At 65.0% G+C, this 11,806-nt stretch carries 11 protein-coding genes; all 11 read right to left on the reverse strand.

Annotation, left to right across the window (positions count from 1 at the left end):
- Window positions 1-17 precede the first annotated feature (17 nt).
- The 11 genes from QX073_RS20645 to rpoZ all read right to left on the reverse strand — a co-directional run bounded on the left by QX073_RS20645 (window position 18) and on the right by rpoZ (window position 11,681).
- Window positions 18-1,064 (reverse strand): DUF2278 family protein, encoded by a 1,047-nt coding sequence (locus QX073_RS20645; RefSeq protein ID WP_316226276.1) that lies wholly within the window; start codon window positions 1,062-1,064, stop codon window positions 18-20.
- A 30-nt stretch (window positions 1,065-1,094) separates the two neighbouring features.
- Window positions 1,095-2,843, reverse strand: a complete 1,749-nt coding sequence (locus tag QX073_RS20650) for a phospholipase D-like domain-containing protein (RefSeq protein ID WP_316165154.1) — start codon at window positions 2,841-2,843, stop codon at window positions 1,095-1,097.
- A gap of 293 nt (window positions 2,844-3,136) precedes the next feature.
- Window positions 3,137-3,877, reverse strand: coding sequence for a DNA repair protein RecO (recO, locus tag QX073_RS20655; protein ID WP_315827223.1), 741 nt, complete (start codon window positions 3,875-3,877; stop codon window positions 3,137-3,139).
- Window positions 3,878-4,120: 243 nt separating this feature from the next.
- Window positions 4,121-4,501, reverse strand: coding sequence for a hypothetical protein (locus QX073_RS20660; protein WP_315752942.1), 381 nt, complete (start codon window positions 4,499-4,501; stop codon window positions 4,121-4,123).
- Window positions 4,502-4,503: 2 nt separating this feature from the next.
- Window positions 4,504-5,430: a GTPase Era gene (gene era / locus QX073_RS20665; protein WP_315711401.1), complete on the reverse strand. Its 927-nt coding sequence runs from the start codon at window positions 5,428-5,430 to the stop codon at window positions 4,504-4,506.
- On the reverse strand, window positions 5,420-6,493 hold the full coding sequence (gene rnc, locus QX073_RS20670) for a ribonuclease III (RefSeq protein ID WP_316226277.1): 1,074 nt from the start codon (window positions 6,491-6,493) through the stop codon (window positions 5,420-5,422). The genes era and rnc overlap by 11 nt, the downstream gene beginning before the upstream one ends.
- A complete protein-coding gene (gene lepB, locus QX073_RS20675; protein WP_315711399.1) occupies window positions 6,490-7,251 on the reverse strand; it encodes a signal peptidase I in 762 nt (253 codons plus the stop codon). Before lepB ends, rnc begins: the two co-directional genes overlap by 4 nt.
- 287 nt (window positions 7,252-7,538) lie before the next feature.
- Window positions 7,539-7,958 (reverse strand): holo-ACP synthase, encoded by a 420-nt coding sequence (acpS, locus tag QX073_RS20680; RefSeq protein WP_315711397.1) that lies wholly within the window; start codon window positions 7,956-7,958, stop codon window positions 7,539-7,541.
- Window positions 7,955-8,737 (reverse strand): pyridoxine 5'-phosphate synthase, encoded by a 783-nt coding sequence (locus QX073_RS20685; RefSeq protein WP_315752944.1) that lies wholly within the window; start codon window positions 8,735-8,737, stop codon window positions 7,955-7,957. Before QX073_RS20685 ends, acpS begins: the two co-directional genes overlap by 4 nt.
- An 81-nt stretch (window positions 8,738-8,818) precedes the next feature.
- Window positions 8,819-11,119 (reverse strand): bifunctional (p)ppGpp synthetase/guanosine-3',5'-bis(diphosphate) 3'-pyrophosphohydrolase, encoded by a 2,301-nt coding sequence (locus QX073_RS20690; RefSeq protein WP_315711393.1) that lies wholly within the window; start codon window positions 11,117-11,119, stop codon window positions 8,819-8,821.
- Window positions 11,120-11,288: 169 nt separating this feature from the next.
- Window positions 11,289-11,681 carry a DNA-directed RNA polymerase subunit omega gene (rpoZ, locus tag QX073_RS20695; RefSeq protein ID WP_006612728.1) on the reverse strand — a complete coding sequence of 131 codons (393 nt, stop codon included), beginning with the start codon at window positions 11,679-11,681 and terminating at the stop codon, window positions 11,289-11,291.
- Window positions 11,682-11,806: the final 125 nt, after the last annotated feature.

The following is an 11,806-nucleotide window of genomic DNA, read 5'->3' on the forward strand; positions in this document are numbered from 1 at the left end:
CTCCGCCGAACACGCGGTCACGACTGGAACGGGATGGTGCGCCCCGGCTGCGCCGCCTGTTCCCGCGTATAGGAGACGCCGTGCACCTTCACGCCCGCGGCATTCAACAGCGTGATGATGCCGCCCCGGTTCGACAGCGCGACCGGCGCGACGATGGGCACCACCAGGGTGGCGCCGCGCCCGATCATGCCGCTCAGTTGCATGGCGTTCTTCTGCTTGTCCTTGATCTGCCAGCCGGTGAGATCGACGTCGACATCGGCGGTGTTCAGCAGCGTGACCGTCTCGTGCTCGGGCGTGCGCACATCGTTGACATAGGCCGCGATGATCCGCACCAGCCCGTCGGGCACGTCGAGCGGCGGAATGTGGTCGCGGTCGGGAGGCGTATGCGGCGCGTTCGGGTAATCGGGATCGGGCGGAAGGATGACCCCTCCGCTGGCATCGTCCGAATGCCAGGCCTGGGTCTGGAATTTCAGGAAGATGGCGACCCATTGCTGCTGGTCGGGAAACTCGAAGAGCAGTCCGCCATCCTGCCAGGGACCGTTGTCCTTGGCATATTGGCCGGGCGGATTGCCCTGGTTGAAATGGATGTCGTGGATACCGCGGCCGGGCTTGAAGCCGAAATAGCGGTCCGCCTTCTCCTCCGGTCCCCATGCGACGCCGAAGGCATAGATGAGAGCCGTCTCGTCGGACATGGCGCGCTGAACGTAGGCGTCGATCTTCTCGTTGAGATCGTTGTCGGGGCCCGCGGCCGACAGCGGCAGCGGCTTCAGCTCCCATGGCTGCATCAGATTGCCCCGGATGAAATCGAGCGCCACGCCGCCGGGCTTGCTCTCCAACGGATGCAGCCCTTCCGAAAACGCCTTCAGGTCGTCGACGATTGGATGTTCGAAGCGCGAGCGAACCAGGAATTCGACCTCGCTGCCATCCTGGGAGCGGACATTGATGGCGATACGATAGAGCTCACCGCCGGCCGAGACCTGCACCTGATAGTGCGGACTGCTTCCCGTCGCCAGACGATTGTGGATGGGCCGCCCCTTGAGAAGCGAATAGTCATTCAATGGCATGGTCGTCTCCAACTCTGTCCGTAGCGATATCTAGGACGAGAACAGCAATCGATCGCGTTCAGCCTGCGACCCCTCGACATAGAAGCGCTCGAACCAGGCCGGCTTGCCGGACAATGCGGTCGGCTTGCGCAGCGTGATCGCGGCAGGCGCGGATGCAGCGCGCTGCCGCTCGGACTTGCCGTGGAACGCGTCGCGCATCCGATTGCGAAACTGCAGGTGATCGAACACGCGGGTGGCTTCGATCGCATAGGAGGTCGCGATCTTTCGGTCCTCGATCATGATGAGATGGTCGCCGTTGCCCTTCTCGCCGCTCGGCGAGAAGTTGCTCGATCCGGTGAACACTTTCGCTGTCGGCAGGCTGAAATCGGTCACCAGGAATTTGTGATGGATGTTGCGGCCCTTGCCGCCGGACCATTCGCTGCGGAACGGCTCCGGCGCCTTGCTCGCGAGATAGGCGAAATCGACGAGACCGATCGAGCCGTCGGGCTTGCGCAGCTCCAGGGCGCCGCGCTTGTCGACCGTGCCGTAGCTGAAGATCGGCCGCTCCATCACGCGGTCGAACGCCTCCTTGGTCGGACCGTCGCCGAGCTGGCTCAGAAACGCGACCGAGTAGAACACCGACGAGGAGGCCTGATCGATCGCGGCCCGGATCGGATTGAGCGAGAGATCGGTGGCCTGGTGCGGCGAGAAGCAGAGCTGCACGGTCGGCTTTCCCTCGGAATGGACGGCGTGCCATTTCTTGGAGAAATCATTCTTCCGGAAGAGCGAGGGGTCCTCGAAGGCGATGTCGAACATCTCGCCGAACAGCCCGGCGACATCAGGCGAATGAAAGACCAGCATGTTGTTGGCCTGAATATAGAGGCCGCGGAACGTGAAATTGGTCGAGCCGCACAGCACCTTCTCGGGCTTGCCGTTGCGGCGCGTGATCAGGACCTTGTTGTGCTGGAGATTGCTGAAATGCGTGCGCAGCACGGCAGCACCCGCCTGCTTGAAGCGCTTGGCGCTGCGCGATTCCGCGCTGCCGGGCAGCTTGTGGCTGTTATCCTTGGCGTTGGAGTCGTCGATGATCGCGCGCAGCCGCGGGCCGAACTGCTCCAGCAGGCCGATCACGTCGGGCTCATTGAGGTCATAGGCCATCACGTCGAGCGTGAGCCCGGGATCCGCCAGGGCGTCTTTCAAAAAGCCGAACAGGAGGTCGTAGGCCTCGAACCCCAGCCACTCATAGACGCTGTCGCCGGCCTCGTTGGCGAGGTCGAGCTTTTCGAAGCTCGGCCCGTCGCGGCTCTCGACGGGGATGATCTCGGCATTGTTGCCGAACTGATCGCGATAGGCCTGAGACGAGGCGAAGTTGCGGGTGAAGCCGATGTCGATGAGGCCATCATAGGTGACCGCGCTCTGCGCAATGTCGAGCGTGAGGCTGGTCCCTGCCACGAGCGTGCCGTCGTTGCGCATGTGCTGCTTGGCGACGCGATACGTATAGACGCCATCCTTGGGCCGGTAGGGAAAGTGGATCCAGCGGAATTTCTGGAACGGTGCCTCGGTCGACGGGAAATTCCGGTTGCCGTCGACCTCCGCGCCGGCCCCGGCCGGATAGGAAAACGCGATCCTGTTGCGCAACTGGGAAAAATCCCGCGCGCCCGGCGACTTCACCTCGATCGAGAATCCGACAAGATCGGGTTCGGGCTCGGCGACGTCGAAGCCGATCATCGTCATGCGCTCTCCACGCCACAGCTTGGACGTGAACCCGTTGCTGGATTTGCTGTTCTCGAAATCGCTCATGATCGAAATGCCCCACGGTGATGAAAAAAGGCGCGCACGAAACGCATCTCGCCGAAGGGCTGCAATCTTCGCCATGAGCCGCGGACGACGCAACTTCAAAATGATGTGAAAATGTTCATCAACCAGGATTGTTGCATGATCCTACGTCGGTCATGTGAAGGCGGATGTGAATGACGTCACAGTCGGAGACGGTATCCGGATCAGCTTTGCCGTGATGCCGGCGCGTGTGTCGTCAGTCTCGACGTTGGCGAACGAGCGCGCGGGCGCATGACGACGAACGTCGAAAACGAGCCCTATCGCGAGGCGGGCCTTGCCCGCGTCACGGCGTTGATGAAGCCCTCGCGGGCGTCGGAATGGCCCTGCCCGCGCGGCTCCAACACGTGACGGAGAAGGAACATGCCGGTCAGCCGGAAACCGTCGAGCAGATCCTGCTGCGACCAGCCATGGCCCTGCTCGCTCTCGCGCAGGAAGGGCGGCAGCGGCAGCAGCCGGTCGGCCCATGGCGCCCCGGCCGTGCGCGACACCGCGCCGCCCGACTTCGGCGATACGTAGATCAGGTCCGAGGTCTCGCCGGTCGCAGCGCAAGAGTCGAGATCGAGCCCGAAGCCGAGTTCGGCGAGGATCGCCAGTTCGAAGCGCACGATGTGGGCGGCGGCGCCGCCCGCATCCTCGAAATCATCGAGCGCATGTTCGAGCCGCAGGTACATGTCTTCGTGCGGATCGCGCTCCGGCAACAGCCGGGCCAGCGAGGCAAGATGCGTCACGCCGTAGGCGCCGTGTTGCGCGGAGATCAGCCCCGCCGCCCGCAAGGTCAGCGCGTCGATGGCGTACATGCCGAGATGCTCGTCGAGCCGCGCGCGCCAGATCGCGCGCACCGTGTTGCCCGGCTGCAGCACCGGCCGCATGCGCTTGCCGCTCGCCCCGCGCACGAGACCGAGATGCCGGCCATGCTCGCGGGTCAGCAGCTCGACGACCGCCGAGGATTCGCCGTGCCGCCGCACGCCCAGCACGATGCCGTCATCGGTCCATTCCATCGGTGTGGGATCTCCACCACTCGCAGACGCCAAGCCGTGAGCGCCAGTCGACGATCAAGCTCCAACGTTGCTCGCGCGTGCTGCCGCCACAAACACCGTCGTTGCGAGCGCAGCGAAGCAATCCAGAGTTTCACGCGCAGCCCTGGATTGCTTCGCTGCGCTCGCAATGACGGAATGATCGTTAAGCGCCAAACGCAGGGGGGCGCGCTGCGCTTGCCCACCCCGCAATCTGCATTCCATCCATCACGCGTTGAACCAGCCGCGCGCATCGCCCGTGAACGAATAGTACAAGCCCATCGTCGTCAGCGCGCAGGAAATGACCTCGATGCCGGCATCGAGCGTCATGCCCTTCTGCCCGATCACCTGCACCAGGGAGATGTCGGACAGCACCAGCGCCCCCAGCAGCACCCAGCGCGGCCAGTTCCTGCGGCGCTGCGCCGCCAGATAGACGAAATAGAACAGCAGCAGGATGACCACCCCGTTGAGCACGGTCTGCGCGGTGATCATGTCCTCGGTTACGTCGAAGGTCGGCGTCCGGTCGGAGACCGCAACCGACAGCGCGTCCAGCATCAGCGAGATGTAGAGCAGCACTTCGAACCACAACACGTTGCGCGGCACGCTCATTGTCATTCCCTGGGGAACTCGAGCCCCATCTCCCGGTAGCGGTCGGGATCATCGCCCCAGTTCTCACGCACCTTCACGAACAGGAACAGGTGCACCGGCACGCCGGTGATCTCTGCGATTTCCTTGCGCGCCTGCGCGCCGATCGACTTGATCGTCGCACCGCCCTTGCCGAGCACGATCTTGCGCTGGCTGTCCCGCTCCACGAAGATCGTCTGCTCGATGCGGATCGAGCCGTCCTTGCGCTCGGTCCAGCTGTCGGTCTCGACCGTGGACTGGTAGGGCAGCTCCTGATGCAGATGCGAATAGATCTTCTCACGGGTGATCTCGGCCGCGAGGTGCCGCATCGGCGCGTCCGACATCTGGTCCTCGGGATAGTGGAACGGACCGGGCGGCACCATCTCCGCCAAGGCCCGCCTGAGATCGTCGACCCCGTCGCCGGAGATCGCCGAGATCATGAAGGTGCGCGCGAACGACAGCTTCTCGTTGGCAGCCGCGACCAGCGCCAGCAGCTTCTCGCGCGGCACCAGGTCGACCTTGTTGACCACCAGGATCTTCTCGTGCGCGACCGCAGCCGCCTTGTCGATGATGGCCTGCGCCTCATCGTCGATGCCCTTCTTGGCATCGAGCAGCACGCAGACGAGATCGGCATCATGCGCCCCGCTCCAGGCCGTCGTGACCATGGCGCGGTCCAGCCTGCGCTTCGGCGCGAAAATGCCGGGGGTGTCGACCAGGATGATCTGAGACGCGCCTTCGATGACGATGCCGCGGATCAGTGCCCGCGTCGTCTGTACCTTGCGCGAGACGATCGTGACCTTGGAGCCGACCAGCGCGTTGACGAGCGTCGATTTGCCGACATTGGGCGCGCCGATCAGCGCGACGAAACCGCAGCGGGTCCCGGCAGCCGGCACCGATTGTTGTTCAGCCGTCATTGCTGCCGCCGCTGACGCCTTCGCGCTCGATCATGACCGATGCCGCCACCTTTTCTGCCGCCCGCTTCGAGCCGCCGACGCCTTCGGCCGGCTCCAGCCCCGGCAGGTCGACGGCGACACGGAACTGCGGATCGTGATGCGGGCCGGTGCGCTCCACCTCCCGGTACACCGGGGTGGGCAGGCCCTTGCCCTGCGCCCATTCCTGCAGCACCGTTTTCGGATCGCGGAGCGGGCGCCGCGGCTTGTGCATGCGCTCGGTCCAGTTGCGCTCGACGAATCCAGCGGCGGCCGTGTAGCCGCCGTCGAGGAAGATCGCGCCGATCACCGCCTCGCAGACGTCGCCCAGCACCGACTTGCGCAACCGCGCCCCGGCGCCGGCGCCGACCGCGCCGAGCTTGATGTCGTCGAGCAGGCCGAGCGACTTGGCGACGTCGGCACAGCTCTCCTTGCGCACGAGATCGGCGAGCCGCTTCGACAGCTCGCCCTCGTCCGCGCTCGGAAACGAGCGGTACAGCATGTCGGACACAATCAGGCCGAGCACGTGATCGCCGAGGAATTCGAGCCGCTGATAGCTGTCGCCGCGCTTCTTGGACGATTTCAGCGCCGAGACGTGGGTAAAAGCGGTGCTGAGCAGCGACGGATCGGCAAAGTGATGGCCGATGCGCGCCTCGATCGCGGCATTGGCGGCCTTGTCCGCGGCCTTGGCGCCCTTGGCGGCGCTGGTCCCCGCGCTCTTGGTACGGCGACCGCCCTTCGCCTTGCTGCGCGGCTTGCCGTCGGAATCGGCCTCGGCAACGAGCGCGGTCGGGTCCGCCCCATCCTCGGTCGGGCGAGCGGGCACCGATTCGGACTCGACGGTCTTCATGTCTGGCTTGGAGACCGGCTTCGCGTCGGTCTTGGAATCGGCCTTCGGCTCGGTCTTGGGCTCGCTCTTCTGCTCAGGCTTGATCTCAGACTTCGGCCGCGACGCGGCCTTGGGCGTTGCCTCCAGCGCACCCGTGCCGGGTTGCGGGCTCGATGCGGCAGCCTGCGTGGTCTGGATTTCGGGTGAGTCGTCGATCATCGCACGAATTTGAAGATTCGATTCCAGCGCACCGATACCGGCCAGCGCCAGAACGCCCAGGCATGCTCGCCTTCGGCAATGGAAAAGAAGATCAGCTGCGCACGGCCGACGATGTTCTCGAACGGCACGTAGCCGACCTGGCTGAGGAAGCGGCTGTCGGTCGAGTTGTCGCGGTTGTCGCCCATCATGAAGAAGTTGCCGGCCGGCACGGTATACACCGCGGTGTTGTCGACATAGCCATTGTCGACGCAGTCCAGCGTCTCATAGCTGACGCCGTTCGGCAGGGTCTCCTTCCAGCGCTTGACGCGCGCGGTCGAGTCCGGCTGCCCGCAGGGATCCTCGCCGATGAAATCGGAGAGCCGCTCGCGCTGCACCGGCTTGTCGTTGATGTAGAGCAGCCCTTCGCGCACCTGGATGCGGTCGCCAGGCAGGCCGATCACCCGCTTGATGTAGTCGGTGGTGTCGTCCTTGGGCAGACGAAACACGACGATGTCGCCGCGGTTCGGCTCCGAGCCGAAGATGCGGCCCGAGAAAATCGGGGGTGACAGCGGAATCGAGTAGTGGCTATAGCCGTACGAATATTTCGATACGAACAGATAGTCGCCGACCAGCAGGGTCGCCTTCATCGATCCCGAGGGGATGTTGAACGGCTGGAACAGGAAGGTGCGGATCACCAGCGCGATCAGCAGCGCATGAACGACGACACGAACGGTTTCACCGAGGCCGCTCTCAGTCTTGGTTCCGGAGGTCACGCTCATCGCTCTTTCAATGTCCCTTGGCGAATGGTCCGACGATTCGCCAGCCGTTGCCGAACACCCCTCCGTCCGCGAACACCATACCGTTCCGCGGCTTAAGGGAGTCTGTCCTGATTCTGGTGGTTAAGGCCAACTCCGGTTTGACCCAGAATCCGCCCGTGATGTAGCCGGTTCGATCCCGGCGGGTTTTAGACGACTGCGCGGGGCCGCGCAATCAATCGCCGTATCAAAACTACATAACTCGCTGGAATCGATCGCATTTTTGTTTTTCCTGCGGGGGCGGCCGCCCTTCAGGATGTCTCGCGGCGCACCGCCGAAATTATGACGAAGGCTTGCGCCAGCGGCCAGTCGTCGGTGATCGACAGGTCGATGCGCGGCTCGTGGCCCTCGGGGGTCAGCGCCTTCAGCCGTTCGGCCGCGCCACCCGTGAGCTGCATGGTCGGCCTGCCGCCGGGCAGATTGACGACGCCCATGTCGCGCCACCACACCCCGTGACGGATGCCGGTGCCGAGCGCCTTGGCGCAGGCCTCCTTGGCGGCGAACCGCTTGGCGTAGGTGGCGACCACCATCTTCTCGTTCTTGGCCCGCCGCTCGGCCTTGGCGCGCTCGGCCGCGGTGAAGATCCGGTTCAGGAAGCGCTCGCCGTGCCGGTCCATCACCTCGGCCACGCGACGGATGTCGATCAGGTCGGAGCCGATGCCGATGATCATGCCGATGTCCCCAGCCGCGCCCGGCCGCGATCCATGGCCGCGCGCATGGTCCGGACGGTCTCGGCGAGGCCCACGAACAGCGCCTCCCCCATCATGAAGTAGCCGATGTTGAGCTCGACGATCTCCGGCAGCGCCGCGATCCGCTCGGCGGTGGCATAGTCGAGCCCGTGGCCGGCATGGACCTCGAGCCCGGCCGCATAGGCCTGCCGGGCGCCGGTCACGATCCGCTCCCACTCCACCTCCGCCTTGTCGTGGTGGCCGTCGGTGATGGCATCGCACCAGCCGCCGGTGTGGATCTCGATCACGGGCGCGCGCAGCCGCGCCGCCATCTCGATCTGCGCCGGGTCGGCGGCGATGAACAGCGACACCCGGATGCCGGCGTCGCTCAGCCGGGCGATCGCCGGCGCCAGCGCCTTGTGCTGGCCGACCACGTCGAGGCCGCCCTCGGTGGTCAGCTCCTCGCGCCGCTCCGGCACCAAGCAGCAGGCATGCGGGCGCGTCGCGAGTGCGATCCGCACCATCTCCTCGGTGGCCGCCATCTCGAAGTTCAGCGGCTTGGAGATCTCGGCCTTCAGCCGCGCCATGTCGTCGTCGCGGATGTGCCGGCGGTCCTCGCGCAGATGCGCCGTGATGCCGTCGGCCCCGGCCTCGATCGCGAGCAGCGCGGCGCGCACCGGATCGGGGCTGCGGCCGCCGCGGGCATTTCGCAAGGTGGCGATGTGGTCGACGTTGACGCCGAGGCGCAGCTTCGGAGGATGTGACTTTGACGGATCGGACATGGGCCGGCTCGCAGGACTTTCGAATAGACTACGGCTTGTTTAGCGCATCCCGAAGCAGAACGCCGCAGCCATCCCCGCAGATTAGCCATTCACCCGGTCGACCCGCGCCACGATGGTCTTGGCGCGCAACTGGTTGATGATCGCCGAGAGATGCTTGAGGTCGTAGACCTCGAGATCGATCGTGAGCTCGGTGAAATCAGGCGAGCGGCGGCTCATGCTGATGTTGTCGATGTTGCCGTCATGCTCGGCGATCACGGTGGCGACCTGGGCGAGGCTGCCGGGCTCGTTGACGTTCTCGACGCGAATGCGCGCCGGAAAGCGCTGCGGCGAGGTCTCGTCGACATCCCAGCGCACGTCGAGCCAGCGCTCCGGCTCCTCCTCGAAATCCTTCAGCGCCGGCGACTGGATCGGATAGATCGTGATCCCCTCGCCCGGCGTCACGATGCCGACGATGCGGTCGCCCGGCACGGCGCCACCGTTCGGCGCGAACTTCACCGGCAGGCCGGAATTGAGCCCGCTGATCGGGATGGCGAACGGGCCGCGGTGGGGCTCGGCCGCGGGCGCGGCAGCCTTGGCCGCCGGCGCGGCGGCCGTCTTCTTGGCGCCATAGCGCACGACGCGCTCTTCCTTGTAGTCCGGATACATCGCGCGCGCGACGTCGGAGGCCTTGATCTCGCCGCGGCCGACCGCCGCCATCACGTCCTCGATCGAGGCGCGCGCCAGACGCGGCAGCGCGCCCTTGAGCTTGTCGTCGGCATATTCGAGCTTGGTCCGTTCGAACAGACGTTCGACGATGCGCCGGCCCAGCCCGGCATATTGATCGCGCACGGCGGTTCGGGTGGCGCGCCGGATGGCGGCGCGTGCCTTGCCGGTGATGGCGAGCGTTTCCCAGGCCGAGGGCGGCGCCGACTGCGCATCCGAGGTCAGCACTTCGACCTCGTCGCCGTTCTGCAGCTCCGACGACAGCGCTGCGAACTTGCCGTTGATCTTGCAGCCGACGGCGCTGTTGCCGACGTCGGTATGCACCGCATAGGCGAAGTCGATCACGTTTGCGTGGCGTGGCAGCGCGATCAGCTTGCCCTTCGGCGTGAAGCAGAACACCTGATCGTGAAACAGCTCGAGCTTGGTGTGCTCGAGGAACTCTTCGGGGTTGGCGCTCTCCGAAAGGATGCCGATGGTGTGGCGGAGCCAGGCGAAGGCGTTCGATTCGCGCTTCAGCCGTTCCGTCGGCGAGGCGAGGTCGTCCTTGTAGAAGGCGTGGGCGGCGATGCCGAGTTCGGCGATCTGATCCATCTCCTCGGTGCGGATCTGCAGCTCGACGCGCTGCTTGCCCGGGCCGATCACGGTCGTGTGGATCGAGCGATAGTCGTTCTGCTTCGGCGTCGAGATGTAGTCCTTGAAGCGGCCGGGCACGACAGGCCAGGTCGTATGCACGATACCGAGCGCACGATAGCAGGATTCCAGATCCGGCATGATGACGCGAAAGCCGAAGATGTCGGACAGCTGCTCGAAGCCGATGGATTTGCGTTCCATCTTGGTCCAGATCGAGAATGGCCGCTTGCGGCGGCCGAACACCCGCGCGGTGAGGCCGTGCTCGCGAAACTTGCGGGCCAGCTGGCTCTCGATTTCGCCGATCAGGTTGCGGTTGCGCTCCGCCAGCGCATCGAGCCGCTGCATCACCACGCTGTAGGCCTGCGGGTCGAGCGTCCGGAACGAGAGATCCTCGAGTTCCTCGCGCATCTCCTGCATGCCCATCCGGCCCGCCAGCGGCGCGTAGATGTCGAGCGTCTCCTCGGCAATCCGCCGCCGCGATGCCTCCGGCACGAACTCCAGCGTGCGCATGTTATGCAAGCGATCCGCGAGCTTGACCAGCAGCACACGCACGTCGTCGGCGATCGCCAGCAGGAGCTTGCGCAGATTCTCGGCCTGCTTGGCCTCGCGCGAGACCAGCTCGAGCCGCTTCAGCTTGGTCAAGCCTTCGACGAGCGCACCGATCTCGGGGCCGAAGAAGCGGTCGATCTCGGCACGGGTCGCCTCGGTGTCCTCGATCGTGTCGTGCAGCAGCGCCGCGACGATGGTGGCGTCGTCCAGCTTCAGGTCGGTCAAAATGGCCGCGACCTCGAGCGGATGCGTAAAATACGGGTCGCCCGACGCGCGGGTCTGCGACCCATGCGCCTTCATGGCGTACACGTAGGCGCGGTTGAGCAGGTCCTCGTTCGTATCCGGATTGTAGGAGCGGACCCGTTCCACGAGATCGTACTGCCGCATCATGCGGGAGCGCGGCTTCGGCGGCCGCGGCCGCTCAGCCGGCGGCGGAGGCGCCAACGCGGCCGATTCGGCCGCCGCCTGCATCTGCTGAGGAGTGTGGCCCGAAACCACCATGGAAAATGACTAAACCTTTATCTTCGTGACCAAATCTGCCGGATGGCAGGCGCTCGGCGCAGCCCTATGGTAATCACGGAATCACGTTCAAATGCAAAGGCCCGGACGTGGTCCGGGCCTTCACATTCTCACAAGTTAGCTGGAGCTCGCGCTGACGGTGACGAGACCGTCACTCGTCCTCTTCCGGCTGCTCTTCCGGCGGAGCGAGGCCCTCGAGGCCCTTCAGCAGCTCTTCCTCGGTCATGCGCTCGACGGCGACCTCGGTGTCGTCGGCATCGACGCTGGCACCGGCCGAGCCGATCAGCGGCACCGTGTCCGGCTCCGGCTCGTCGACCTCGACGAACTTCTGCAGCGAATGCACCAGCTCTTCCTTCAGATCCTCGGGAGAAATGGTCGAATCCGCAATTTCCCGGAGTGCGACGACGGGATTCTTGTCATTATCTCTATCAATTGTAAGTTGCGATCCTGATGAGATCATGCGCGCGCGATGCGCGGCCAGGAGAACCAGGTCGAACCGGTTGTCGACTTTATCGATACAATCTTCCACAGTGACGCGCGCCATTGTCGCTCCGGTCCTTTGTGTGCTTAATATGCTGATTATGCTGGGCTAGTTATAGAGGCTGGCCGGCTTTCGCAAGGCAAAACTGGCGTCAGGGTTCGGTAAGGGGCAAGGAGTACCGAATTCGG

This window comes from Bradyrhizobium sp. SZCCHNS3052, from assembly GCF_032484495.1.
In the GTDB taxonomy this organism is placed as follows: domain Bacteria; phylum Pseudomonadota; class Alphaproteobacteria; order Rhizobiales; family Xanthobacteraceae; genus Bradyrhizobium.